The sequence below is a fragment of the Haemophilus haemolyticus genome, from assembly GCF_003493685.1.
Taxonomy (GTDB): Bacteria; Pseudomonadota; Gammaproteobacteria; order Enterobacterales; family Pasteurellaceae; genus Haemophilus; species Haemophilus haemolyticus_O.
On record NZ_QQJW01000002.1, the window covers coordinates 69,613 to 96,575 of the forward strand.

Genomic DNA, 26,963 nt, shown 5'->3' on the forward strand with positions numbered 1-26,963 from the left:
GTAAAAATGAGAGAAATTTTTACCGCACTTCTCAATTAGTTTTCTTGTTTTTTCACTTCATCCCACAACAAATCTAACTCAATAAGTGGCACATCATTAACTTGATTACCTTGTTGTTGAACCGCTTGTTCTACTGCTCGAAAACGACGTTCAAATTTTAAATTCGCTTTCCGTAATGCATCTTCAGGATCACATTTTAAGTGGCGAGCAAGATTGACGGTTGCGAACAATAAATCGCCGATTTCTTCTTCCGCTTTATTTTGTTCAATCGACGTGCGGTGAATTTCAACTTGAACTTCTTCTAATTCTTCCCGCACTTTGTCAAATACGGGTGAAATTTCTTCCCAATCAAACCCTACTTTTGAACAACGTTTTTGCAATTTTGCCGCTCGCGTAAGAGAAGGTAAAGCACGAGGCACATTATCTAAAATAGAGGTTTCTTCACTTTTACCTTGTTTTTCTTTGGCTTTCATTTCGTTCCAACGGGAAAGGGCTTCTGTTTCGTCCCCCGCTTTTGCATCACCAAACACGTGAGGATGACGGCGCACAATTTTTTCAGCAACATCTTGCAATACATCATCAAAAGTAAAGTATTTATCTTCTGTAGCAAGCTGGCTGAAGAAAACGACTTGTAACAATAAATCCCCTAATTCTTCGCGTAAATTTGGTATGTCTTTTTTCTCAATCGCTTCGATTACTTCGTAAGTTTCTTCCGTTAAGCAAGGAATCATGGATTCATAATTTTGTTTTAAATCCCAAGGGCATCCGCCATTTGGATTACGAAGTTGGGCAATGAGTTGAATAAAATCTTGAATGGAGTAGCGCATAATTTTATTTCCTTTGATGGGATGTTTTGGATAGTATAACGAAGGATAAAAATGGTGCAAATACCATCGCTTTTTAGGCGTATTTTCTTTATACTTTGCGCATTAAAACATTATTGATAAAGCTGGGAAAAATGGAAAAAATTATTATCGACCACGATCGTTTTCTTCGCACGATTTCGCGTATTTCTCACGAAATTATTGAAAAACATCAAACGTTGGATGATCTTGTTATTGTTGGGATTAAACGCCGTGGTGCGGAAATTGCGGAATTATTACAACGTCGAGTTGAAGAATTAAGTGGTATAAATTTACCCTCAATGGAGCTGGATATCACCTTTTATCGCGATGATTTAACTTTGGTTGATCAGGAAGATAAAATGCCAGTTTATAGTGGTTCATCACAATATTTGAATATTCAAGATAAAACCGTCATTTTGGTTGATGATGTACTGTTTACTGGTCGAACCATTCGAGCGGCAATGGATGCTCTGACTGATTTTGGTCGTGCTGCAAAAATTGAATTAGTGATTTTTGTTGATCGTGGTCATCGTGAATTACCCATTCGTGCTGATTACGTAGGTAAAAATGTGCCAACAAGCCGTGATGAACTTGTACAAGTTCGAACTGAAAAACAAGATGGCTGTTACGAAGTTGCTATTCTAGGGAAATAAATCTTATCTATTGTGAACCTTCAGTAGAATTGTTACTCTAACCAACGTTATTGACTCTTTTTGGATGAAATGAAAATGAAAAAATTTGTTTTAAGATCTTTTTTATTGGCTGCTTTGGGATGTGTCGCTTTTGTTTCTATGACACAAGCGGAGGAACATGTTGTAGCAACGGTGGATGGTATTCCTGTATTAGAAAGTCAAGTACGTGCGAATATGGGTAAAAAAGGCGATCGCCAAAGCGCACTTGATAAAATTATTGATGATCTTTTAGTACAAAAAGCGATTCAAGAATCTGGTGTAAAAATTGATCCGCGTGAAATCGATCGTGTTGTGGAAGATACTGCGGCAAGAAATGGTTTAACTTATGGTCAATTTTTGGATGCGTTAGATTATCAAGGCATTTCATTAAATGCATTTCGTCAGCAAATTGCCAATCAAATGGTGATGGGGGCTGTACGTAACAAAGCTATTCAAGAAAGTATTGATGTAACGCGTGAAGAAGTGGTTGCACTTGGTCAAAAAATGTTGGATGAAGCAAAATCACAAGGCACCGCACAAAAAGTTACAGGTAAAGAATACGAAGTACGTCACATTTTGTTAAAACTTAATCCATTGTTAAATGATGCTCAAGCAAAAAAACAATTAGCTAAAATTCGTTCTGATATTATTGCAGGTAAAACAACTTTCGCTGATGCCGCATTAAAGTATTCTAAAGATTATTTATCAGGTGCAAATGGTGGAAGTTTAGGTTATGCGTTCCCAGAAACTTATGCACCACAGTTTGCGCAAACCGTTGTGAAAAGTAAACAAGGTGTGATTTCTGAACCATTTAAAACCGAGTTCGGTTGGCATATTTTGGAAGTAACTGGCACACGTGATGGCGATCTTACAGCAGAATCCTACACACAAAAAGCATATGAACGTTTAGTGAACACTCAATTACAAGATGCGACAAAGGATTGGGTAAAGGCATTGCGTAAAAGAGCGAATATTCAGTATTTTAATAAATAACAAAGTATCAAAAAGAAAGGGGCTTTAATTGCCCCTTTTGTTGTTTTTTATTTTCTCTTTCTTATACCTTATGAAGAAATTTTTAATTGCGATTTTACTTTTAATTTTGATTTTAGCGGGCGTGGCTAGTTTTGGTTATTACAAAATGACTGAATTTGTAAAAACACCAGTAAATGTGCATACAGATCAACTTTTAACTATTGAACGTGGCACAACAGGTTTAAAATTAGCCGCACTTTTTGAGCAAGAAAAATTAATTGATGATGGGAAATTATTGCCTTATTTGCTTAAATTGAAACCCGAGCTAAATAAAATAAAAGCAGGCACTTATTCTCTTGAAAATGTTAAAACTGTGCAAGATTTACTGGATTTGCTTAATTCAGGTAAGGAAGTGCAGTTCAATGTAAAATGGATTGAAGGAAAAACTTTCAAGGATTGGCGAAAAGATCTTGAAAATGCACCGCACTTAAAACAAACCTTGCAAGGTAAAAGTGATAAAGAAATTATGGCGTTATTGGATATTCCAGCCGTTGCAAAAGCCGTTTACGAATGGAATAACATGGAGGGGTGGTTATATCCAGATACCTATAACTACACGCCAAACTCGACTGATCTTGAATTATTAAAACGTTCAGCTACTCGTTTACAAAAAGCCTTAGATAAAGCGTGGAATGAGCGCGATGAAAATCTCCCATTAGCGGATCCGTATCAGATGCTGATTTTGGCTTCTATTGTGGAGAAAGAAACGGGGATTGCAGAGGAGCGTCCACAAGTGGCTTCGGTATTTATTAACCGTTTAAAAGCTAATATGAAACTACAAACTGACCCAACGGTGATTTATGGAATGGGTGAGAGCTATACCGGTAATATTCGTAAGAAAGATTTGGAAACGATAACTCCTTACAATACCTATATGATTGAGGGGCTACCACCAACACCGATTGCGATGGTGAGTGAAAGTGCTTTGCAGGCTGTGGCGCATCCAGCGAAAACGGACTTTTATTATTTTGTTGCCGATGGCAGCGGCGGCCATAAATTTACCCGAAATTTGAATGAACATAACAAAGCGGTACAAGAATATTTACGTTGGTATCGCAGTCAGAAAAATGCCAAATAAAAGTGCGGAAGAAAATATGAAAGGAAAATTTATTGTCATTGAAGGGTTGGAAGGCGCGGGGAAAAGCTCCGCTCATCAGTCTGTTGTGCGAGTCTTGCATGAACTGGGGATTAAAGATGTGGTGTTTACTCGCGAACCGGGCGGAACACCATTGGCAGAGAAATTACGTCATCTAATTAAACATGAAACCGAAGAACCTGTGACAGCGAAAGCAGAGTTATTAATGCTTTATGCAGCGCGTATTCAGTTGGTGGAAAATGTGATTAAACCTGCTTTAATGCAAGAAAAATGGGTGGTAGGTGATCGTCACGATATGTCATCTCAGGCGTATCAAGGTGGTGGACGTCAATTAGACCCGCATTTTATGCTTACTTTGAAAGAAACCGTATTAGGCAATTTTGAGCCAGATCTCACGATTTATTTGGATATAGATCCGAGTGTCGGTTTAGCGCGAGCTCGTGGACGTGGCGAGTTAGATCGTATTGAACAAATGGATTTGGATTTTTTCCATCGCACTCGAGCACGCTATTTAGCGTTAGTAAAAGATAATCCAAAAGCAGTCATAATTAATGCAGAGCAGAGTATTGAACTTGTGCAAGCTGATATCGAAAGCGCGGTAAAAAATTGGTGGAAATCAAACGAAAAATGACCGCACTTTTAAAATAAAAAAATCGGCAGTGAATTTCCCTGCCGATTTTATTTTGTTACAACTTAACTTAAAACGTCCACTGTAAATTCAGCGCACCTTGTTTAGCGTGATGATGTTTGCCTGTTTGGCGATTGAATGTGGCTTGTAAGGTTAAGCCCGTAGGGTGGGCGTAAGCCCACGAAAAAAAAGAATATTATTAATAATACGCGTGGGCTTACGCCCACCCTACATTGACTGGCATTGAAAGTGCGGTAAAAAATTGGTGGAAATTACACGAAAAATAACCGCACTTTTAAAATAAAAAATCGGCAGTGAATTTCCCTGCCGATTTTATTTTTTACTATTTAACTTAAAACATCCACTGTAAATTCAGCGCACCTTGTTTAGCGTGGTGATGTTTGCCTGTCTGGCGATTAAATGTGGCTTGTAAAGTTAAGTGAGATTTGATTTTCACTGCTATACCAAATTGGCTTTCAATCGTGGTTTTGTTGTTTATCACTCGACGTTCACCGTCTATTTCAACACCGAAAGGTTTTTGTTGGTAGATTGAATTGACGGCAACAAATGGTTGGAAAATGACTCCATTAGTGAAAGCAAATTGTGCTTTAGCTTGAACGCCCACTCGGCTTTGTAATTGGCGAGAGCCAAGTAAATTCACTTTACTATTACCACTATCGGTTAAGCCGCCATTTACACCCAAATAAGTCAGTTGTGCCTGTGGTTGTAGGTAAAAACGAATTTGAGTCCCTTTCCCCGTTAAGTGTTCTGCCAATAAAGCATTGTAACCTGCTTCAATTGAGGCGGTGATACCTTTTGAAGTAAAGTGTTCTACCCCCTCTTCACTATTGATGTTATGGCGGAAGCGTTGATATTGTGCCCAGCTATCAACATATGCCCCTGTTTGTTTATCTTGAAGTTGATGCCAAGTGGCATAAATGCCCGCACCAAAGCCTTTCATATTTCCTGTTGTAAGATTGCCTGTATCTGTGTTACGGAAAGTGCTGTGTTGTTCTGCTTGTCCGCCCATTAAGCCAATAGAAAGTTGATTATTTTCGTTTTGCCATGTGAATACTTCGCCGCCGAGTTGCACACCTTTTCGATAGCTTTCTACAGGTGCTGTTTTGCCTTGCACCCATTGCTTAGAATGTCCGTCAATCACACGCAACCACAAGCCTTTGCGTGGCAAAGTGCGGTCGAAAATATCGCTGTTTTTATCGTTCAAACGCAAGGCGAATAACGTATTGGCAGCCTGAGCCTGTTGTGCATAAATCGCAATATCATCGCGTTCTTGCACTTTGGTAAAAAAGCCCTCTGGGCGTTGTTGTAAAGAGAGCGTATAAATTCCCTTTCGGTATTTACCAGAAAGTCTAAATGCATTTTTATCTGCGGTGCCATTTACTTTGACAATTTGATGTCCGTCTAGGTGTTTCAAATTATCCAACGCTTTTCCCTCAAAAATAATATCTGATGTGCCAGTTATCTTTTTTTCAAAAGTTAAAACTGGTGTTTCAGGGACTTTATCTTTTAGATCGTAAGCAAAACGAAAACGAGCTCCGCCAGCATAATCTTCTTTTACGAGTAAACTTTCATTTTTAGTATTAAAACGGATGTCTGCATTTTCTGTTTCCAATAGTTCAACATCAGAGTCCCAACGGGGTTCCCAGAGAGAGTTATATAGATTAAATTCTACTAAATCAATTGTTTGCCCTATAACATGTGAATTGCCAACAGTAAGAAAAAATGGGTTGCTGTAGAAATGTTTTATAAATGCATTATAACGGCGTTCAAGTTCTTTTTTTACCAGGTGGGTATAATTTCCGACTGCCAAAATTTCACTGTTAATATTGCTATCTTCGATATATATATATCTTCGGAAAAGGTTGCTGTACAACCTAATTTTTCTCAAAAAATCATCTGTCGTTCCTGAATTATGGGCGGTTGGGTTTTTACAGTGGCTACTGGAATTAAAAGCATCCCCCGAATTTAAACATTCCTTAAGATATTTTCGTATCGGTGCCTCTTCCTCCCCATTTCTTCTTTCAACCCCTAAACCTTCTGCAAACCCCACAAGATAATCTTTAGTATATTCTTTATCATAAAAAGAAATTTTCTTTTTTTTATCTATAATTATGTCGTTCGAGGTAGGACCCGTAGATAGAGGATGATGAAGCCAAGCAATTGCAGGTGCCTCAGGAGGAAGATTACCTAAAGAATAAGTTTCTTTTTTCCAGTATTCGCTGTTTTTATCTCTCAATTTTTTTAATCGTTCAATTTGGTCAGGTGTCAGTTTGGCTGAGTCGTAAACATAATCAACAGCCAAAAGCGGGGAAGAATAAAGAACAGAAAACAATAGACTTAAAATAAATGATTTTTTAAACTTTTTGCTTGCTTGCTTGCTTGCTTGCTTGCTTGCTTGCTTGCTTGCTTGCTTGCTTGCTTGCTTGCTTGCTTCGAGTTTCATAATAAATTTTCCTTTGTCAAGTAAAAATGAGGAATAACTATTTTAGCAAAAAAAATGAGGGAAATATGTGATTTAGTTCATATTTTCTGTATTTAGTTCCTACTTATAAAAGAAAACGTTTGTTTTTGCTATTTTGTCAAGCCAGTTTGAAAATGTGTATAATTGCCCTCGTTATTCTCAAAAATTTCTGGAAAAATGACCGCACTTTACCCTTGGCTAATGCCAATTTATCATCAAATTGTTCAAACCTTTGACGAAGGTTTGGGGCATCATGCTGTGCTGATTAAAGCGGATGCTGGTTTAGGCGTGGAACGTTTATTTAATGCACTTGCACAGAAAATAATGTGTGTGGCTCAAGGTGATAAACCTTGTGGTCAATGCCATTCTTGTCATTTAATGCAAGCCCATAGCCATCCAGATTATCATGAATTAAGCCCGATTGACGGTAAGGATATTGGCGTTGATCAAGTACGCGACATTAATGAAATGGTTGCTCAACATGCACAACAAAACGGCAATAAAGTGGTGTATGTGCAAGGAGCGGAACGTTTAACGGAAGCGGCTGCTAATGCGTTATTGAAAACATTGGAAGAGCCTCGTCCAAATACTTATTTTTTGCTTCAAACGGATAGTTCAGCAAGTTTATTAGCAACCATTTATAGTCGATGCCAAGTGTGGAATCTTTCCGTGCCTAATGAACAAATGGCTGTTGATTGGTTGAAATCAGAAAGTGCGGCTGAAAATCAGGAAATTTTGACCGCACTTGCGATGAATCTTGGACGACCACTTTTAGCATTGGAGACTTTACAACAAGGGCTGATTGAACAGCGTAAAAACTTCTTGCGTCAATTTTGGGTGTTCTATCGTCGACGTTCACCATTGGAATTGCTTCCGTTGTTTGATAAAGAACGCTATGTTCAGCAAGTGGATTGGATTTTAGCTTTTCTTTCCGATTGTTTAAAACATAAACTTGAAATTGATAGTCATCGACAAGTGGCTGATCTCGGGCGTGGTATTGAACAATTCAGCGATGAGCAAACCGCTCTTGGTTTATTACAAGCCATTAAAATTATGCAAAAAGTGCGGTCAGATTTACTGACGATTAATGGCGTGAATGTGGAATTGATGCTATTAGATGGTTTGACGCGATTAGTCACCGAAGTATTTGAAACGCAATAAATTAAAGATATATCGCCTATGGCGTTCAAGCCTTAGGCATAAGGAAAAATAATTATGTTCATTGTTGATTCCCACTGTCATTTAGATGCGTTGGATTATGAAAATTTACATAAAAACATCGCAGATGTGGTGGAAAAAGCGCGCGCGCGTGATGTGAAACATTTGCTCGCGATTGGTGTAACCTTAAGCCGTTTTGAGCAGGCTTATGACTCTTTACGCGAATTTAATAATGTCTCCCTTGCTTGCGGTGTTCATCCCCTCGATTTTGAAGAAGAACCTTATGACGCAGAACGCTTGTTGCGTTTGGCGCAAGATCCAAAAGTGATTGCGATTGGCGAAATTGGCTTAGATTATTATTACAGCGCGGACAATAAAGCGGCGCAACAAGCGGTGTTTGGTAGCCAAATCGATATTGCAAACCAATTAGATAAGCCTGTAATTATTCATACACGTTCAGCAGGTAATGACACCATTGCAATGTTACGCCAGCACCATGCTGAAAAGTGCGGTGGCGTTATTCATTGTTTTACGGAAACCATGGAATTTGCGAAAAAAGCGTTGGATTTAGGTTTTTACATTTCTTGTTCTGGCATTGTAACCTTTAAAAATGCCGAAGCGATTCGTGAGGTTATTCGTTATGTACCAATGGATCGTTTATTAGTGGAAACGGATTCGCCTTATCTTGCGCCAGTGCCTTATCGCGGAAAAGAAAACCAACCAGCTTATACGAGAGAAGTATGTGAATACGTGGCAACCTTAAAGGGTGTTTCGGCTGAGGCGTTTGCTAGAATCACTACGCAAAATTTCGAGCGTTTATTTAAAATTCGTGTAGAATAAATGCACAGTTCTGACAAGGGAAAAGTATGCGAAAGTTTTTTAAATATTTCTTATTTATTGTTGTTTTTTTATTCCATGGTTTTATGTTTTCTGTGGTGAATTATGTGTTCCCTCATTATGATGTGACACGTGTTACTGGCGTAGAAGTAAAACGCGTTGATAAAGACGGCCCGATCACAAAATCGAACCCAGCTGATGGCCCAACACGTGATGTGTATTACATTAATACGCAAAATGACGATGGCAAAATTATGGTGTATCGCAATGAAGATACACGTTGGGGTTTTCCGTTCTACTTCAAATTTGGATCAGCCAATTTACAGGCTGAAGCGCAGGCTTTGGGTAATGACAACAAACTTGTGCAAATTAAATACTATGGTTGGCGTATTACGATGATGGATGAATACCGTAATGCAACCTCAATTAAAGAAATTACTGCTGATGACACGCCAAGTCATCCAATCGTTTCTTGGATTTTCTATGCATTCCTGTTAGCTACTTTATTCTTGTCTATTCAATTTGTTCGCGGCTGGTTTGACAGCGAAGAGTAATATCCTGAACGGCCGCAAAGTGCGGTCGTTTTCTTTCATATTTTTGAGTAATGATTATGGAATTATTTCATACTATTTTGGCGATTATTGCCTTAATTCTAATTAGTGCAGTTGTTTCTTCCGCAGAAATTTCACTGGCGGGTTCGCGTAAATTGAAACTACAAACCCTTGCGAATGAAGGGGATGTGCGCGCGCTTCAAGTGCTTAAATTGCAAGAGCATCCCGGTCGTTTTATTACTGTGGTTCAAATCGGTTTGAATATGGTGGCGATTCTTGGCGGGGGAATTGGTGAAAGTGCACTAAGCCCTTATATCGCGGAAATTTTAAGTCGTTCTTTTGTGGGAGATTGGATTGAACCAACCGCTTCTACAATCGCATTTGTATTGGTTACTTGTTTCTTTATCTTATTTGCTGATCTTATTCCAAAACGTATTGCCATTACTTATCCTGAAATGGTGGCGCTGCGCGTTGTCGGCATTATGAATTTCAGTATGTTTGTCTTTAAGCCGCTTGTATGGTTTTTTGATACGATTGCTAATGTATTTTTCCGCTTATTTCGTATTTCCACTGTGCGTGAAGATGGCATGACATCTGAAGATATTTTCGCCGTAGTAGAAGCGGGTGCAGAGGCTGGAGTATTAAAAACTCAAGAGCATTATCTCATCGAAAATATTTTCGACATGCAATCCCGTACAGTGACTTCCACCATGACTACGCGTGAAAATATCGTGTATTTAGACCGCACTTTTTCTCGCCAAGAAGTCATGGATACGCTTTCTCGTGATTCTCATTCTAAAATTGTGATTTGTGACAATAGCCTAGACAAAATATTAGGTTATGTAGAATCCCATACGTTGCTCACCATGTATTTGCAGAATGAAAATGTGGTGCTCACAGATCCTAAACTACTCCGTAAAGCATTATTTGTGCCGGATACGCTTTCTCTTTACGAAGTATTGGAATTGTTTAAATCGACTGGCGAAGATTTTGCGATTATTGTAAATGAATACGCCCTTGTAGTGGGTATCGTTACGCTAAATGATGTGATGAGTATTGTTATGGGTGAATTGGTTTCTAACGAAGAAGAATATATTGTGAGTCGTGATGAAAATTCGTGGCTTATTGATGGCGCAACGCCATTAGAAGATGTGACACGAGTGTTAGATATTGAATCTTTCCCAGATGAAGAAAATTACGAAACCATCAGTGGCTTTATGATGTATATGTTACGTAAAATCCCGAAAAAAACCGATTCTGTGGTTTACGGAAAATACAAGTTTGAAGTGATCGATACAGAAAACTTTAAAATCGATCAGATTTTGGTGTCTTTAGTAAAAGAGCAGGAGTAGAAGTGCGGTAAATTTTTATCCATTTCTCTACAAAATTATGTTATAAAACCATAAAAATATGAGGTTAAATATGGAACTAAGACAACAAATTCCAACAGGCTGTATTAAGCAATTCGGGCAATTTGGCGTGCCTTATGTGGTTGGCGAGGTTGCGGAATTTTTGCCAGATGGCGATGCGTTGGTGAATATCACATTGTTACAATCTGGAGAAAAAGACATTTATCGCTTATCTCACCTGCTTGAAGATCCCGAAGCTGAATAAGGAAAATTATGTACGCGATTGCTTTTGATTTAGTTGTAAAAGACACTCAAGATTATCATCCAAAGGGCGTTCAACAGGCTTATACAGACATTGGCGCAACCTTAGCAAAATTTGGTTTTGTTAGAACACAAGGAAGTTTATATACCAATACGAATGAAGATATGGCGAATCTTTTTCAGGCAATGAACGCACTAAAACAGTTGGCGTGGATTTCTCAGTCTGTACGAGATATTCGCGCTTTTCGTATTGAGCAATGGTCTGACTTCACTGACTTTATACGAAATTAAGCATTTGTTTAAATGGAGCTTATAGGCTTCCTTGCTTAATCACGCGCAGCCAGTATAATGGCTGCGTTTTTATTGATTCTCAATTAGGTATGACTATGTTTAAAAAAATCTCTGTTTTATTTTTTACGTTAATGTTGGCAGGTTGTTCTTCTTGGTCATCGGTTACCAACTATATTCCATTTATGGGGAACGATAAAAAAGTGATTGATTTAGATAAAGATAAAATCGATCAGAAATCCTATGCAGCAGCTTATGAAGCGACAGTGGTGACATATAAAGGTCGTGTGAATGAAAATTTCTTTGTAGATAATTTTGCAAGTGGGGCGAATGACTGGTATTTAGGCCGTATTTTAGTTCCTGTGAAACAAATTCAGGATAAACTTTACACTGGCGGCCATGATTCTGATGTATATGCTTACTATAGCGGTGTGTTACATGCTGAAGCCTTGCAAGCGAACCTTAAACGTTTGAGCGCAAATTGTTGGGAAAAAGTGGATTCGCAAAGCATGACTCAAGGTATTTATGATGCGATGCGTGATTTGCAAAAAGGCAAAGAGCGCGGTGAAAATGATGAATATATTGCGCAAGGTAGTGAAGCACTGCTGAAAGCCTGTACATCTAAATAATTGTTTTTCAACAAGCTGCTGGTCGATTTATTTCACCAGCAGCTTTATTTTTAAATTATTAAGGAGCAAGAATGTTAGAACTTTCGGAAAGCAACATTCATTTAAATGCTAACGCAGCGGATAAACAACAAGCGATTGAAATGGCAGCGTCCGCATTAGTTCAAGCAGACAATGTGGAAAATGGTTACTTACAAGGAATGTTAGCGCGCGAACAGCAAACTTCAACCTTTTTAGGCAATGGCATCGCTATTCCTCATGGCACTTTGGATACTCGTTCGATGGTAAAGAAAACGGGTGTGCAAGTGTTTCAATTTCCTCAAGGAATTGAATGGGGCGAGGGCAATATTGCTTATGTCGTGATTGGTATTGCGGCGCGATCTGATGAGCATTTGTCTTTGTTGCGCCAGCTTACTCATGTGTTGAGTGATGAAGATACCGCAGCGAAATTAGCAAAAGTAACGGATGTTGCTGAATTTCGTGCGATTTTAATGGGTGAAACTATCGAACCGTTTGAAATTCCTGCTGCTAATATCAGTTTAGATGTGGATACCCAAAGTTTATTAACTTTAGTCGCGATTAATGCGGGGCAATTGCAGGTGCAAAGTGCGGTAGAAAATCGCTTTATTTCTGAGGTGATTAATAATGCGGCATTACCGCTTGGAAAAGGGTTATGGGTAACGGATTCTGTCGTCGGAAATGTGAAAAATGCCTTAGCATTTAGTCGTGCCAAAACGATTTTTAGCCACAATGGCAAAGCGGTAAAAGGCGTGATAACCGTTTCAGCTGTTAGTGATCAAATTAATCCAACTTTAGCGCGTTTATTAGATGATGATGTTCAAACAACCTTGCTCAATGGTAATTCAACAGAAATTTTGACCGCACTTTTGGGTTCATCGAGTAATGTTGAAACTCAATCCGTAGAAGGTGCTGTTGTAGGAACCTTTACGATTCGTAATGAACACGGTTTACATGCGCGTCCAAGTGCCAATTTGGTTAATGAAGTGAAAAAATTCACTTCGAAAATTACTGTGCAAAATCTTACTCGTGAAAGTGAAGTCGTCAGTGCAAAAAGCTTGATGAAGATTGTTGCGCTTGGTGTAACACAAGGTCATCGTTTACGTTTTGTGGCAGAAGGGGAAGATGCCAAACAAGCTATTGAAGCATTGGGCAAAGTGATTGCCGATGGCTTGGGAGAGAATGTTTCTGCGGTGCCACCATCTGAACCAGATACTATTGAGATTATGGGGGAACAAATTCACGCACCAGCGGTAAGCGAAGATCATAACTTGCCAGCAAATGCTATTGAAGCCGTGTTTGTGATAAAAAACGAACACGGTTTGCACGCTCGCCCAAGTACGGTGTTGGTAAACGAAGTGAAAAAATATAATGCCTCTGTAGCGGTTCAGAATCTTGATCGTAATTCTCAATTAGTGAGCGCTAAAAGCTTGATGAAAATTGTGGCATTAGGCGTAGTGAAAGGGACTCGTTTACGTTTTGTTGCGACGGGCGATGAAGCGCAACAAGCTATTGATGGAATCGGTGCTGTGATTGAATCGGGTTTAGGTGAATAGTATGGCAAGCGTCGTAACAATTACTTTAAATGCCGCCTATGATTTAGTCGGCCGTTTAAATCGTATCCAACTTGGTGAAGTAAATACCGTAGAAACCCTTGGCTTATTTCCTGCTGGGAAAGGCATTAATGTCGCAAAAGTACTAAAAGATTTAGGCGTTGATGTTGCAGTAGGCGGTTTCTTGGGCAAGGATAATTCAGCTGATTTCGAGCAAATGTTTAATAAGCACGGTTTGGAAGATAAATTCCACCGAGTTGATGGCAAAACGCGTATCAATGTAAAAATTACCGAGACTGAAGCTGATGTGACAGATTTAAATTTCTTGGGATATCAAATAAGCCCACAAGTTTGGCAACAATTTGTGACGGATTCTTTGGCTTATTGTTTAAATTATGACATTGTCGCAGTGTGTGGCAGTTTACCTCGAGGTGTGTCTCCTGAATTATTTGCTGATTGGTTGAATCAGCTTCACCAAGCTGGCGTTAAAGTGGTGCTTGATAGTAGCAATGCTGCGCTCACCGCTGGATTAAAAGCGAAACCTTGGCTAGTAAAACCCAATCATCGAGAACTTGAGGCTTGGGTTGGTTATCCATTAAATCGTCTTGAAGAAATTATTGCCGCTGCACAGCAACTCAAAGCGGAAGGCATTGAAAATGTGATTATTTCAATGGGCGCAGAAGGTTCTTTATGGATTAATAATGAAGGCGTGCTCAAAGCCGAACCACCAAAATGTGAAAATGTAGTGAGTACTGTTGGAGCAGGGGATTCCATGGTAGCAGGCTTAATTTATGGTTTTGAAAAAGGTTTATCGAAAGCTGAAACCTTAGCGTTTGCTACGGCTGTGTCCGCTTTTGCAGTGTCTCAAAGTAATGTCGGTGTGAGTGATTTGAGTTTACTTGACCCCATTTTAGAAAAAGTACAAATAACGATGATTGAAGGATAGTATGAAGTTATTTTTAACCCAATCAGCTAATGTAGGCAATGCGAAAGCCTATTTATTACATGAAGTTTTTCGAGCAGCTGCGCAAAAAGCGAATGTCTCTATTGTAGAAACACCAGCCGAAGCAGATCTTGTTCTCGTATTTGGTTCTGTATTACCAAATAACCCCGCTTTAGTCGGTAAAAAAGTCTTTATTATCGGAGAAGCTATCGCCATGATTTCTCCTGAAGTCACGCTGGCAAATGCCTTAGCGAATGGGGCAGATTATGTTGCACCGAAAAGTGCGGTGAGTTTTACAGGTGTTTCTGGTGTAAAAAATATTGTTGCGGTAACTGCTTGTCCAACAGGCGTTGCACATACGTTTATGTCAGCCGAAGCGATTGAAGCCTATGCGAAAAAGCAAGGTTGGAATGTAAAAGTTGAAACCCGTGGTCAAGTTGGGGCTGGCAATGAAATTACTGCAGAAGAAGTCGCAGCGGCTGATTTGGTATTTGTTGCAGCAGATATTGATGTGCCTTTAGATAAATTTAAAGGTAAGCCAATGTACCGCACTTCAACAGGATTAGCCTTGAAGAAAACCGAGCAAGAATTTGATAAAGCATTTAAAGAAGCCAAAATTTTTGATGGTGGAAATAATGCGGGATCGAAAGAAGAAAGCCGTGAGGAAAAAGGTGTGTACAAACACTTAATGACAGGTGTTTCTCATATGTTACCGTTAGTGGTTGCGGGTGGATTGTTGATCGCGATTTCCTTTATGTTCAGTTTTAATGTGATTGAAAATACTGGGATTTTGCAAGATCTTCCAAATATGTTGATGAATATCGGTAGTGGTGTGGCGTTCAAGTTAATGATTGCCGTGTTTGCCGGTTACGTTGCATTTTCTATCGCTGATCGTCCAGGGCTTGCAGTTGGTTTGATTTCGGGGATGCTGGCAAGTGAAGCGGGCGCAGGGATTCTTGGCGGTATTATTGCGGGTTTCTTAGCGGGCTATGTGGTGAAAGGGCTGAATGTGATTATTCGATTGCCAGCAAGCCTGACTTCATTAAAACCGATTTTAATTTTACCGCTCTTGGGTTCGATGATTGTTGGCTTGACGATGATTTATCTCATCAATCCACCAGTGGCTGAAATTATGAAAGAGCTAAGTAATTGGCTTACTTCAATGGGCGAAGTGAATGCGATTGTGTTAGGCGCAATTATCGGCGCAATGATGTGTATCGATATGGGCGGACCGGTAAATAAAGCAGCGTACACTTTTTCTGTTGGATTGATTGCTTCCCAAGTTTATACGCCAATGGCTGCGGCAATGGCCGCGGGTATGGTTCCTCCAATTGGTATGACAGTGGCGACTTGGATTGCTCGCAATAAATTCACAGTTAGCCAACGCGATGCGGGGAAAGCATCATTTGTTCTTGGTTTATGTTTTATTTCTGAAGGTGCATTACCATTTGTGGCAGCAGATCCAATTCGAGTCATTATTAGCTCTGTGATTGGTGGTGCCGTGGCTGGTGCGATTTCAATGGGATTAAATATTACATTACAAGCTCCACACGGCGGATTATTTGTTATTCCATTTGTATCTGAGCCATTGAAATATTTTGGTGCCATTGCGATTGGTGCTTTATCAACAGGTGTGGTTTACGCCATTATTAAATCGAAAAACAATGCGGAATAATATCGCACTTTGAATGTAAAAAAGCCGATTCATTTGAATCGGCTTTTGTTTTGGAATAGATTTATTTTTCACGATCGTCGATCGTTTGTAGCAAATAATTTCCTTCGGCGTCAGCAAGACTACGGAAACCTACATTCGTGATTTTGTAGGGATACTTCGTTCGATAAGTAAAGTTTTCGTGATGATGTCCGTGGAATACTTGCTTAACTCCCATTTTCATCGCCAAATCATTGATTACTTGGAAACCCATCGGATGTGGTTTAGGGGCTTCGTGACAAATCAACACATCCGCTAGTTGGTTTTCTAAGATTTCAATATCTGATGGAAAAATTGACGTGCGATGACGCAAAGGCACACCGCCTCGCCAGATTTTCTCTTGTGGACTATATTGGCAATAATGAATAGGATCAAAAAACATGGGGCGATTTGGCGGCATCCAGATTTGCCCGCGGAATACGCCGCCTAATCCCGCAATGCGGGTTCCTTGAATATCAACTACGCGATTGTGTAAATTCCGTGATTGCCATTCAGAACCCCAAATCGCATCAAAAGCACTAATTGTTTTGCTATCATGATTTCCATGAATAAACCAAATATCACAATGTTGAGCAAGTTTATCCAACTCATCTGTTGTGGTGAGCTGTAAATCGCCTAAAATTATGAGTGCGACATTTTCCTGTTCTCTCACAAAAGGGTAAATATGATCGTAGCTTCCGTGTGGATCACCGGCAAATAAGATCATTGATGTTTTCCTTTTATAACAAATGGACTATTTTGTAATTCACTGATTTCTTCTTCATTTAACACTTTCTCAATGACTGCTTTCACTTGGTTATAGCGATCAAGATAACTTGGCGATTCAATCTCTATGTAAGGGACTTTATATTTATCTAACAGTTTTTTGAGTAGTTGTTGAAATTGTTGGCGTTGCTTTTGTGAACCTAAACTGCGCAAGCCATCATCCACCCATTCAGTATTATTTTTAAGCAAAATAGTGACATCGAAGGGATATTCTTTAATCATCGAGTCTAAAAATGGATGGGCTTTTCCTTCATATTGAATGCAGAACGCTTGCGTGGTGATGAAATCCGTATCTATAAACGCAATTTTATGTGCATGGCGCACGGCATAATCAATGTATCGTTGATGACCAAGAGCCATTTGCGGATAGTCAGAATATTGCATAGCCTGCTCATTACCACCGAGCTTTTCGAATACAAATTCACGCCCGTATTCCCACGCGGAAGTGGTATTAAATACGGCGGCTAACTTATTCACCAGCACGCTTTTACCACTACTTTCTCCCCCTAAAATTGCCACCGTTTTGGCAAAGAAAGGACGAACTTCTTTCGGAATAAATTTCCAATATTGGAATGGTGTCGTACGAATTTTTGTGGCGGACACATTAAAGAAAGTGCGGTCAGGATCGACTAACGAAACTTCTAAACCTAAGTATTTCTCGTAAGGCGCTTTATCTTGAGGTTCGCTACTAAATACGATTGAAGGTTCAAAATGTTTTTCATGGAATAGGGTTTTAACCGCTTCACTCCAAGATTGCCAGCCGTTTGGATAACTTGGAATACCGTCTTCAACCAAATGATGAATAAAAATCTGATTTTTTTGATATTTGAAAATTTGCTGCATCCAACGTAAACGATCCTGCACGGTTGGCATGCGTTTCATTTTACTATCGTAAAACAATTTCAAATCGCGCTGCGTATCGCTACATACTATAACGTGTAGTTCATCTACTTTACTGAACGCTTCATAAATCATATTTATGTGGCCTGTGTGTACGGGATAAAATTTCCCGAAAATGACACCGACTTTTTTCTCTTTTGCTTTTGACATAATCCGCTCTTGGTAGCGTAAGAATTGAGTGCGTTTATTGTAGGCTAAATGAAAATATTTTTCACGTTCTGATTTAGTGACTAGGTATTTTGCGCTATACTTAATTCGCATTCTCAGGGCAGGGTGAAATTCCCTACCGGTGGTAAAGCCCACGAGCGTTTAAAAGTGCGGTCAAATTTTGGCAAATTTTTCCTGCTAAATTGTCCTGATTTTCACTTTTAAAGTCAGCAGATTTGGTGAAATTCCAAAGCCGACAGTAAAGTCTGGATGAAAGAGAATAAAACGGTTGGCTTCCCAAATCGTTTATTTTATTTGCATTTCTCAGCCCTGATTCTGGTATTTAATTGAAATCTCAAATTAGGAAATTACTATGAATCAGTCAATTTTATCTCCATTCGGCAATACCGCTGAAGAACGCGTACTTAACGCAATTAATGCCTTCAAAAATGGAAATGGCGTATTAGTTTTAGATGATGAAGATCGTGAAAATGAAGGCGATTTAATTTTCCCAGCAGAAACAATCACGCCAGAACAAATGGCAAAATTAATTCGTTATGGCAGTGGTATCGTTTGTTTATGCATTACTGATGAACGTTGCCAACAACTCGATTTACCGCCAATGGTAGAACACAATAATAGTGTAAATAAAACGGCTTTCACTGTGACGATTGAAGCTGCAAAAGGTGTTTCTACAGGCGTATCTGCCGCAGACCGAGTAACAACCATTCAAACGGCTATTGCTGATAATGCAGTTCCAACAGATTTACATCGTCCTGGTCATGTCTTCCCACTTCGCGCAGCAAATGGTGGCGTACTTACCCGTCGTGGACATACTGAAGCTTCCGTTGATTTAGCGCGTTTGGCAGGATTTAAAGAAGCAGGCGTTATTTGTGAAATCACGAATGACGACGGCACAATGGCTCGCGCCCCTGAGATTGTAGAATTTGCGAAAAAATTTGGTTATTCTGTGCTAACCATTGAAGATTTGGTTGAATATCGTTTAACGCATAATATTTAGCATGAAGAAGTGCGGTGAAAATTTCTATGATTTTTGATCTGACCCCAAAAAGTTAGACTGTCATTTAAAGGATTATTTTCGATATTGTATCGGACTCAGTCCTTTTAATTTTAGTTGAATCCGACGGTGGCTATAATAGTCCAAATAATCCTTTACTGCTTCAACTATCTCTTCTTTTGTTTTAAATTCCTTGCCATAAAAGTATTCTGTTTTTAATCGCCCAAAGAAACTTTCCATTGCTACGTTATCTAAGCAATTCCCTTTTCTTGACCGCACTTGAAGCCCAAGTACCTGCATTAAACGTTGGACTTTTTTATGATTCACACCAGGCAAACAGGCATGAACGCGTCGGTAGCCATAATCAGGATGATTGGCTTTGATGCGTTTAATGGCCTCTTTCAGCGGCTCATCCTTATCCAGTTTAATCTGACGTTTAGCAAAAAACGTACTACGCGCTAACTGTGCAAAGCCTAAAAGCCATTTTAACGGATAGCGTGTTCTTAACCTTTGGATAATTTCTGTTGCTCGGCTTCGTCCTGAAGCCTGAGCCTTCTCAACTCCTTTAGGTAGGCTACCTCCGCTTCAAGCTGTAAAATTCTCAAACGTAAACGGTCTTCTTCAGTTTTGGGTGGCGGTGGTATTTTTGCATATTTGGGTTTCATTGGCGGTCGTCCTGATGGTTTACGGGGAATCAGTCCTTTTATGCCACTTTTTTCAAACCGTTTCAACCATGTTCCGACTAGGGCGTTGGAAGGAATATTGTAAAAACGAGCCGCTTCTCTAATACTCATTTTCCCATTCAAAATAGGTTGGAGAACCTGTAATTTAAATTCGATTGTGTAGTGTTTACCCGTAAAAAATCTGCACCTTAATTGTTGGTTGGTTAGTCCAGCTTTTGGGGTGCAGATCACCGTACTTTTTTATTTAAGCTGTTTATTGTATCGTTCTAAACTATAAACAAACTGAAGTGATTAATAAATGGCGAGAATCTAATTCAAATGAAACTAATGTTTTGGGCACGCGTAGGAAACGCGCCATCGTGGAGGTTGTTTGAAAAACCGTAGGGTGGGCATTCTTGCCCACCTTTTTCATTTTAAGCGATAAAGAGTATGCTAAAATAATTAAAATTTATTTATTGAACAAAGAATAAAATGAAATTTACTCAAGCCGATATTGATTCCATCATAACCGCTCAAGAAAACGATAACCTGACTGTTTTTATCGGGGCGGGATTTTCCAAATTTTCTGAAACGGCAACAATCAAATTTCCCTCTTGGGGAGAGTTGATGATTGCTTTAAAGAATGATTTAAATACCCAAGAAACAGATTTTCTCAAAATAGCACAGCTATACTATCTTGAATTTGGTGAGTACAAGCTATATCAAAAATTGAGAGAATTTGTACCTTTGCATGCAGAACCATCAGATCTTCACCTTCAAGTATTTCAATTATTAAAACCCAAATATGTTATCACCACCAATTGGGACAACCTGCTGGAAAAAACAGTTTCCAATAATGGATTATTTTATGATGTTATTAAGACAGAAGCTGATTTAATAAAATCTAACCTGCCCAAAAAACTAATTAAAGTTCATGGTAGCTTTGATACCCATAATATTGTATTTAAAGAAGATGATTATTTAAATTACAACATCAACAATTCCATCTTTGATAACTTTTTAAAGCATATATTATCTACTACTACAGTCTTGTTTTTAGGCTATTCATACAGTGATAGCAACTTGAAGCAAATCATTAAATGGATTGAAAAAAATTCAGAAGTTTCCCCACCGAGATTTTTGTTGCAAAAAGAAAATTATTCTTCACAAAGAAAATATCTTGAAAATCATGGTATAAAGTTGCTTACCCCTGTATCTTCTTCTAAAAATTATGAGTACAAGCACTTATATGAACATTTCTTTTCCTTTACAAAAAATACGAAAGGCGGAATCAAATTAGATAATAATGAAGAGCCAGATACGGATGTAATAAACTATTTTTATAAAAAATTAGTTGGATTGGCTGAATTAAATTGTTTATTACCAGAACAAATTACATATTTATTCTCAAATTGTACAGTTGAGTATCATAAAAATTGCTTTGGGCTATATTTTCATAGCAATCTTCTGACAACAGATTATGATCCAGATGTGAGAAAAATATACAGCAAATTTTTTGATATAATTAAAACCCCTGAAAAATTAGAACAATATTCAGATAAGCTAAATACTATTTTTAGTTGTTTCCTTTCTGCCAGAGTATTTTTTATAAAAAATTCTGAGATGCCAATTAATATTTATGATTTAATTGAAGATAAAAGCAATGAATCAGAAGATTCGGATTGCTTCTATGACTTTATATCATTTTCTAAGTCTATATCTAAAACCTTATTTAATCTGCTCACATATAACGCCAATTCTATAAATAAAGATGAAACTGAAGAACGGGAGCTATTAAATAAAAATATAGAATTATTTAACCAGCTATCCTCAGAAATTATAGATAATATGGCTAATAAGCGGTATTTGTCTGCAATGATTTCCAAATTTAACAAATCAATAATAGCAAAAAAATTAGCAAATGACTTAAATCTAGATAATAATATTCGAAATGAATTTTTAAAAGAGCAGCATTATGATTTCACAGGCGAACTAATTGATAATAATTATCCATCAATATATAGAGGATATATTCAACCATTAGTTGATTTATTAGGATTTAAGTCTATATATAAATTCTACTATGATTCAGCTTCTGACAATGAAGAACATCTAAATTTAGAAGAAAATAAAAATAATGGCGGTTTTGGGTTTACTGATAAAGAGCAACGCTCTAATGACAGATTAATTCAACTGCTAAATTTTTGTGCCTATAATGATGTTGCTTTGGATGCTTATACAGAATTTCAAAAGCTGATGCAATCGTATGTTTTGGGAAAAATTAAAATTCATGAAGTAAGAGAAAAATTTGAATTAACAAAAGTCGATCTATTTATTCTTATTAAATATTTTAAGTTCAAAGAGCTTTGGTCGGTTATCGTTAAACGTATTTTAGGTTTTGTTAAAGATGAACCCCAAGAGGGAAATGGTGGTAAATTTTTATCATTTTCTCAGGATGAAAAAGATTACCTAGCAGATGCTTTTAAGAATTTATCAGATTTATTTATCATATATGGTCATTACTTTTATTCAAATACGATTTCCAATTCATTTCTAAATTTAATTATGATTATAGGGTTGGTTAAATGGGTAGATACGGAGTTAGATAAGTTTTTAAGCTCTATAAAATCTATCTTCTTAAAAATAAGTGTTCCTATTGATTATATTAGTTCAGTGAATTATTTCATCTTAATTCAGTATAAACTGTATAAGACGACCAACCCCAAAATTTTAGAATTGGTTGATGTTATATTAGAAGGTTTTATATCAGGTGAATTTAGAAAACCTTTTTACCAAAGAATAAACAATGATCTCTCATCTGTTTATCGATATGCCTATGTAACTTCTATGCAATATACAAATGTAAAATTAGTAGAAAAAGCATTATTTTCTCTTAATAATGATTTTGAGAAAAATCTGGAGATGCAACGATATTTCTTGGAAAAAATTTTTCTACCGATTTATCAAATATCAAATGCAGGCATTAAAGAACTGTTCACACCGTATTTTGATAAAATACGAATTTCAGATTGGAATCAAATCAGTAAAGGCCAGTTGTACGAAGAAATACTCCGTGAATTAGACTTTTTGCAGTATGGTTTTGAAGTGAAACAAGAATTTATAGATTTTATGACTCATTGGATAAAAAATGATTTAAACAAGGATATTTTTTCCAGTTTAGCTTTATTAAAGGTAGGTGGAGCAGAAGAACTTCTTAATTTTATTGACTTTTTGATTACTTCCAGAAATATTTCTCAGTTGGAGGAATTGAGAGGGTTATTAAAAGAAAAAATACAGTCTATTATTGACAGTGCTGAGAACACCCAACAAACCACATAATCCATTAAAGGGTGTATAGAGATAAAGGTCGTCTGAAAACGAACGAAGTGAGTTTCGCTAAAAACCAATCCGTTTTCAGACGACCTTCCATTAACCCTTTCTGCCCAACCACACAAACACGTCCAAGCCGATGAATGAGAGTAGCGCTCCTACGGTGCCGACGTAAGCCAAGCCGAAGTGGTTGATGACGAGCCTGCCTGCAAACGATCCGAAGGCGATGGCGAGGTTGAAGCCTGCGGCGACACTGTCGGAGGTGTTGTGCCGGTGTGCGGTCTGCAATAAAACGTCTTATAAGGACGGTACGATGGCGAAGGTGAAGAGGCCCAATACAGCGACCAAAATTTTCATCAGAATCGGCGAGCCACCAAGCCAAGAAATTAGCAATGAAGAGAGGGCAAGCATTGAGATTAAGGCGATGTTGGCACGGCGGATACCGAATCTATCGGTGAGTTTGCCGCCTTGATGGCGCAAGCGTCCACGCTTGTGCCATTACAATCTATTATAGTTCTGGAGTTAGCAAAATCCCGAGGCAAGCTCACGGATAAAGTTTACTGGAAAATATAGTGGTATTTGGTGATAAAGTGATTACCTGTTCAAGTTCTTCATTTTCTCCCACATAGCGCGCGTCTCCTGACGCGTGCTTATATCTATCTAAAAATAAACAAAATGAAGTTATTAATGAAAATAGTATAAATCTAAATTAAACGAAATTAATGTTTAGGCACGCGTTAGAAAACGCGAGCCATCACGCATAGCATCTTTTGTGGCTACCTTAAAATTAGTTTAATGTTTTCCATAAAAAATCTGCACCTCAATTGTTGGTTTATTTAGTCCAACTTTTGGGGTCAGCTCAAAAATCTTATTAAATTTTAACCGCACTTTTTTGTTTATTTTACTTCTGGCAAATTTACTGCACCTTCATAGCCTAATTGTCGCCAAGCTTCATAAACCGTTACTGCGACAGAATTAGACAAGTTCATACTGCGGCTATTGGCTGTCATTGGAATGCGGATTTTTTGTTCCATCGGCATTTCATTTAAAATTGACATAGGAATGCCGCGAGTTTCTGGGCCAAACATTAAATAATCCCCAAGTTCAAATTTCACTTGGCTATGGGCTGGGCTACCTTTTGTTGTAAGTGCAAAGAGACGTTTGGGTTTTTCGCTTTCTAAAAAGGCTTCAAAAGTCTTGTGACGTTTGATTTCTGCAAATTCGTGATAATCCAAACCTGAGCGGCGTAAGCGTTTATCATCCCAAGTAAACCCTAGCGGTTCAATTAAGTGCAAGCGAAATCCTGTATTGGCACAAAGGCGAATAATGTTACCGGTATTTTGTGGGATCTCTGGTTCATATAAAACGATATCTAACATAATTTTTTCTCTAATTCTGATATAAACGATAACTCACCATTCCCGTTGTTTTTTCTTTCAATAACGTCCAGTTTTCAGGCGTGGTGAGTGGTTTGTCTTTCTCTGTTTCTACGTAAATTAACGCATTGGGTTTTAGCCAATTATTTTCACAAAGCAAGTTAATTGCTTGTTCTGCCAAATTAAAATGAAAGGGTGGATCTAAAAATACCACATCAAAGTGCGGTTGATTTTGTGGCTGTTTTAGAAAATCCAAACTACTTTGATTAATCACTTCAGCCTGTTCTGATGAGCATTTAAGCGTTTGTAAATTCTTTTTTAATTGATTGGCGACGATTTTATCTAGTTCTAAAAAAGTCACCTTCTTCGCTTGGCGGGAAAGTGCTTCAAAACCTAACGAACCACTCCCCGCAAAGCCATCTAAACATTTAGACTGATGGATATAAGGCATTAACCAATTAAAAAGCGTTTCTTTCACTCTATCACCAGTTGGGCGTAAGCCTTCTGAATTTAATACGGGAAGTTTTCGCCCTCGCCACAGTCCAGCAATAATGCGAACTTCGCCCTTTGCATTTGGCGTTTGTATTTTTTTCATAAAGATTCGATTTTTATTGAAAATTGTGCTTAGTTTAGACGATTTTTTGCTAGAATAAACGACATTTTTATCGGATTACAGTTAAGAGAGCATTTTATGGCTGAAGAAAATAAAAAAGGCGGATTTTGGGCATCGTTATTTGGGCGTAATAAAAAGCAAGATGGCCCTAAAATTGAGCCAATAATTGAAGAAGAAAAGATAAAAGATATCGAGTCGTCTATTGAAAAACTTGAAACGCATGATTTAGTTGAAGAACCGTCTGAATTAGGGGCAGTAGAAAGTGCGGTGGATTCTGAGCCGTTTTTAGTAGAAAGCATTGAAACGAATGAAATCGTTGAAGAAGAAAAAATACAGGAAATTTCAACCGCACTTGAGCCGATTGAAGAAATCATCGAAGCGAAAAATTTAGAAGATGATCTTCCGATTACAGAAACCGTGGTTGAATCTGAAATTGTTGAAGATATTAAAAATGAGCTTCAGCCTGTTGTTGAAATTGAAACTCGCGAAAAACCAAGTGAAGGGGGCTTTTTTAGTCGTTTAGTTAAGGGATTACTGAAAACTAAACAAAATATTGGCGCAGGTTTTCGTAGTTTTTTCTTAGGAAAAAAAATTGATGATGAGTTGTTTGAAGAATTAGAAGAACAACTGTTGATTGCGGATATTGGCGTGCCGACAACAAGTAAAATCATCAAAAATTTGACTGAACATGCAAGCCGCAAAGAATTACAAGATGCTGAGCTTTTATATCAACAATTAAAAGTAGAAATGGCTGATATTCTTGAGCCAGTAGCACAGCCGTTAAAGATTGATAGCTCGAAAAAACCTTATGTGATTTTAATGGTGGGCGTAAATGGCGTGGGTAAAACGACGACAATTGGTAAGCTTGCACGTAAATTTCAGTCTGAAGGAAAATCAGTGATGCTTGCTGCGGGCGATACTTTCCGTGCAGCGGCCGTTGAGCAGCTTCAAGTTTGGGGAGAACGCAATCACATTCCAGTTGTTGCCCAAAGCACAGGTTCTGATTCTGCATCGGTGATTTTTGATGCGATGCAATCAGCGGCTGCCCGCAATATTGATATTCTTATTGCGGATACGGCGGGTCGTTTACAAAATAAAAATAACTTAATGGACGAACTGAAAAAAATTGTTCGTGTTATGAAAAAATATGACGAAACTGCGCCACATGAAATTATGCTTACGCTGGATGCTGGCACGGGACAAAATGCGATTAGTCAAGCGAAGTTATTTAATGAGGCTGTCGGTTTAACAGGGATATCTCTAACAAAATTAGATGGCACGGCAAAAGGCGGTGTGATTTTTGCCATAGCCGATCAGTTTAAGTTGCCTATTCGCTATATCGGTGTAGGCGAGAAAATTGAAGATTTACGTGAGTTTAATGCTAAAGAATTTATTGAGGCATTATTCGTTCATGAAGAAGAATAAAAAGAATAAGGAAAAATTGTGATTAAGTTCTCAAATGTTTCTAAAGCCTATCATGGTGCAACGCAGCCAGCGTTACAGGGCTTGAATTTTCATCTTCCTGTGGGAAGTATGACTTACTTGGTTGGGCATTCAGGCGCAGGGAAAAGTACATTACTCAAGCTTATTATGGGAATGGAAAAAGCCAACGCGGGGCAAATTTGGTTTAACGGGCATGATATTACTCGCTTGTCAAAATATGAAATTCCATTTCTGCGTCGCCAAATTGGTATGGTTCACCAAGATTATCGTTTACTAACAGATCGTACGGTGGTGGAAAATGTGGCATTGCCATTGATTATTGCAGGTATGCATCCAAAAGATGCGCATACACGTGCGATGGCATCTTTAGATCGTGTAGGATTGCGTAATAAAGCGCACTATTTGCCACCACAAATTTCTGGAGGGGAGCAGCAACGCGTTGATATCGCGCGTGCGATTGTGCATAAACCTCAGCTCTTACTAGCAGATGAACCAACGGGTAATTTAGACGATGAACTTTCTTTAGGCATTTTTAATTTGTTTGAAGAATTTAATCGCCTTGGAATGACGGTGTTAATTGCTACTCACGACATTAATTTAATTCAACAAAAACCAAAACCTTGTCTTGTGCTTGAACAAGGTTATTTACGTTATTAAGGA

General features: G+C 38.2%; 25 protein-coding genes, 1 pseudogene and 1 riboswitch. Of the genes and pseudogenes, 18 read left to right on the forward strand and 8 right to left on the reverse strand.

Annotated elements, in window-relative coordinates:
- Positions 1-35 precede the first annotated feature (35 nt).
- Positions 36-827 (reverse strand): nucleoside triphosphate pyrophosphohydrolase, encoded by a 792-nt coding sequence (gene mazG, locus DV434_RS02540; RefSeq protein WP_118785221.1) that lies wholly within the window; start codon positions 825-827, stop codon positions 36-38.
- 131 nt (positions 828-958) lie between these two features.
- On the opposite strand from mazG, the gene pyrR reads away from it, so the two are divergent.
- From pyrR to tmk, 4 genes are all read left to right on the forward strand, one after another.
- Entirely contained in the window at positions 959-1,498 is a 540-nt protein-coding gene (gene pyrR, locus DV434_RS02545; protein WP_005626142.1) for a bifunctional pyr operon transcriptional regulator/uracil phosphoribosyltransferase PyrR, read from the forward strand.
- A gap of 75 nt (positions 1,499-1,573) precedes the next feature.
- Complete coding sequence (locus DV434_RS02550) at positions 1,574-2,509, forward strand: peptidylprolyl isomerase (RefSeq protein WP_192881469.1); 936 nt, start codon at positions 1,574-1,576, stop codon at positions 2,507-2,509.
- 70 nt (positions 2,510-2,579) lie between these two features.
- Positions 2,580-3,626 carry an endolytic transglycosylase MltG gene (gene mltG / locus DV434_RS02555; protein ID WP_118785299.1) on the forward strand — a complete coding sequence of 349 codons (1,047 nt, stop codon included), beginning with the start codon at positions 2,580-2,582 and terminating at the stop codon, positions 3,624-3,626.
- Between the two features lie 16 nt (positions 3,627-3,642).
- On the forward strand, positions 3,643-4,275 hold the full coding sequence (gene tmk / locus DV434_RS02560; protein ID WP_192881470.1) for a dTMP kinase: 633 nt from the start codon (positions 3,643-3,645) through the stop codon (positions 4,273-4,275).
- A 349-nt stretch (positions 4,276-4,624) separates the two neighbouring features.
- Here the strand turns inward: tmk and DV434_RS02565 are convergent, their stop codons facing one another.
- Positions 4,625-6,736, reverse strand: a complete 2,112-nt coding sequence (locus DV434_RS02565) for an autotransporter outer membrane beta-barrel domain-containing protein (protein ID WP_192882515.1) — start codon at positions 6,734-6,736, stop codon at positions 4,625-4,627.
- A gap of 195 nt (positions 6,737-6,931) precedes the next feature.
- Between DV434_RS02565 and DV434_RS02570 the strand changes: the two genes are divergently transcribed.
- The 10 genes from DV434_RS02570 (at position 6,932) to DV434_RS02615 (ending at position 16,013) form a co-directional block, all read left to right on the forward strand.
- A complete protein-coding gene (locus DV434_RS02570) occupies positions 6,932-7,915 on the forward strand; it encodes a DNA polymerase III subunit delta' (RefSeq protein ID WP_118785224.1) in 984 nt (327 codons plus the stop codon).
- 54 nt (positions 7,916-7,969) lie between these two features.
- Entirely contained in the window at positions 7,970-8,752 is a 783-nt protein-coding gene (locus DV434_RS02575; RefSeq protein ID WP_118785225.1) for a YchF/TatD family DNA exonuclease, read from the forward strand.
- 26 nt (positions 8,753-8,778) lie between these two features.
- The gene (locus DV434_RS02580) at positions 8,779-9,303 is read left to right on the forward strand and encodes a DUF1523 family protein (RefSeq protein ID WP_005626131.1); all 525 of its coding nucleotides are present in this window, start codon (positions 8,779-8,781) and stop codon (positions 9,301-9,303) included.
- 50 nt (positions 9,304-9,353) lie between these two features.
- Entirely contained in the window at positions 9,354-10,652 is a 1,299-nt protein-coding gene (gene paeA / locus DV434_RS02585; RefSeq protein ID WP_118785226.1) for a polyamine export protein PaeA, read from the forward strand.
- A gap of 70 nt (positions 10,653-10,722) precedes the next feature.
- Positions 10,723-10,914 carry a DUF5397 family protein gene (locus DV434_RS02590; RefSeq protein WP_012055040.1) on the forward strand — a complete coding sequence of 64 codons (192 nt, stop codon included), beginning with the start codon at positions 10,723-10,725 and terminating at the stop codon, positions 10,912-10,914.
- 8 nt (positions 10,915-10,922) lie between these two features.
- Positions 10,923-11,201, forward strand: a complete 279-nt coding sequence (gene vapD, locus DV434_RS02595; protein WP_118785227.1) for a virulence-associated protein VapD — start codon at positions 10,923-10,925, stop codon at positions 11,199-11,201.
- A gap of 95 nt (positions 11,202-11,296) precedes the next feature.
- Positions 11,297-11,827, forward strand: coding sequence for a hypothetical protein (locus tag DV434_RS02600; RefSeq protein ID WP_192881471.1), 531 nt, complete (start codon positions 11,297-11,299; stop codon positions 11,825-11,827).
- 71 nt (positions 11,828-11,898) lie between these two features.
- Positions 11,899-13,398, forward strand: coding sequence for a fused PTS fructose transporter subunit IIA/HPr protein (gene fruB, locus DV434_RS02605; protein ID WP_118811449.1), 1,500 nt, complete (start codon positions 11,899-11,901; stop codon positions 13,396-13,398).
- A 1-nt stretch (position 13,399) separates the two neighbouring features.
- Positions 13,400-14,341, forward strand: coding sequence for a 1-phosphofructokinase (gene fruK / locus DV434_RS02610; RefSeq protein WP_005632741.1), 942 nt, complete (start codon positions 13,400-13,402; stop codon positions 14,339-14,341).
- A gap of 1 nt (position 14,342) precedes the next feature.
- Positions 14,343-16,013: a fructose-specific PTS transporter subunit EIIC gene (locus tag DV434_RS02615; RefSeq protein WP_118811450.1), complete on the forward strand. Its 1,671-nt coding sequence runs from the start codon at positions 14,343-14,345 to the stop codon at positions 16,011-16,013.
- 61 nt (positions 16,014-16,074) lie between these two features.
- Here the strand turns inward: DV434_RS02615 and DV434_RS02620 are convergent, their stop codons facing one another.
- Positions 16,075-16,755, reverse strand: a complete 681-nt coding sequence (locus tag DV434_RS02620) for a metallophosphoesterase family protein (protein ID WP_118785232.1) — start codon at positions 16,753-16,755, stop codon at positions 16,075-16,077.
- Positions 16,752-17,993 (reverse strand): annotated as a pseudogene (gene nadR, locus DV434_RS02625) (multifunctional transcriptional regulator/nicotinamide-nucleotide adenylyltransferase/ribosylnicotinamide kinase NadR); the annotation flags it as partial. The gene DV434_RS02620 and the pseudogene nadR, both read right to left, overlap by 4 nt.
- A riboswitch (FMN riboswitch) is annotated at positions 17,970-18,147 on the forward strand. (Overlaps the previous pseudogene by 24 nt.)
- Before the next feature lie 87 nt (positions 18,148-18,234).
- Here nadR and ribB point away from each other — a divergent pair.
- The gene (gene ribB / locus DV434_RS02630; protein WP_118785234.1) at positions 18,235-18,882 is read left to right on the forward strand and encodes a 3,4-dihydroxy-2-butanone-4-phosphate synthase; all 648 of its coding nucleotides are present in this window, start codon (positions 18,235-18,237) and stop codon (positions 18,880-18,882) included.
- A gap of 72 nt (positions 18,883-18,954) precedes the next feature.
- Here ribB and DV434_RS10760 read toward each other — a convergent pair whose 3' ends face one another.
- Together DV434_RS10760 and DV434_RS02640 are read right to left on the reverse strand one after the other, a co-directional pair.
- Complete coding sequence (locus DV434_RS10760; RefSeq protein WP_118785235.1) at positions 18,955-19,398, reverse strand: IS3 family transposase; 444 nt, start codon at positions 19,396-19,398, stop codon at positions 18,955-18,957.
- Positions 19,383-19,673 carry a helix-turn-helix domain-containing protein gene (locus tag DV434_RS02640; protein WP_153065687.1) on the reverse strand — a complete coding sequence of 97 codons (291 nt, stop codon included), beginning with the start codon at positions 19,671-19,673 and terminating at the stop codon, positions 19,383-19,385. Before DV434_RS02640 ends, DV434_RS10760 begins: the two co-directional genes overlap by 16 nt.
- Before the next feature lie 360 nt (positions 19,674-20,033).
- Between DV434_RS02640 and DV434_RS02645 the strand changes: the two genes are divergently transcribed.
- Positions 20,034-22,880: an SIR2 family protein gene (locus DV434_RS02645; RefSeq protein WP_118785237.1), complete on the forward strand. Its 2,847-nt coding sequence runs from the start codon at positions 20,034-20,036 to the stop codon at positions 22,878-22,880.
- A gap of 887 nt (positions 22,881-23,767) precedes the next feature.
- Here the strand turns inward: DV434_RS02645 and trmL are convergent.
- Both trmL and rsmD read right to left on the reverse strand, forming a co-directional pair.
- Positions 23,768-24,250 (reverse strand): tRNA (uridine(34)/cytosine(34)/5-carboxymethylaminomethyluridine(34)-2'-O)-methyltransferase TrmL, encoded by a 483-nt coding sequence (trmL, locus tag DV434_RS02650; RefSeq protein WP_005636234.1) that lies wholly within the window; start codon positions 24,248-24,250, stop codon positions 23,768-23,770.
- Between the two features lie 10 nt (positions 24,251-24,260).
- Positions 24,261-24,842, reverse strand: a complete 582-nt coding sequence (rsmD, locus tag DV434_RS02655; RefSeq protein WP_118785239.1) for a 16S rRNA (guanine(966)-N(2))-methyltransferase RsmD — start codon at positions 24,840-24,842, stop codon at positions 24,261-24,263.
- 96 nt (positions 24,843-24,938) lie between these two features.
- On the opposite strand from rsmD, the gene ftsY reads away from it, so the two are divergent.
- Entirely contained in the window at positions 24,939-26,285 is a 1,347-nt protein-coding gene (gene ftsY, locus DV434_RS02660) for a signal recognition particle-docking protein FtsY (RefSeq protein WP_192881473.1), read from the forward strand.
- A gap of 18 nt (positions 26,286-26,303) precedes the next feature.
- Entirely contained in the window at positions 26,304-26,960 is a 657-nt protein-coding gene (gene ftsE, locus DV434_RS02665) for a cell division ATP-binding protein FtsE (RefSeq protein WP_005635730.1), read from the forward strand.
- Positions 26,961-26,963: the final 3 nt, after the last annotated feature.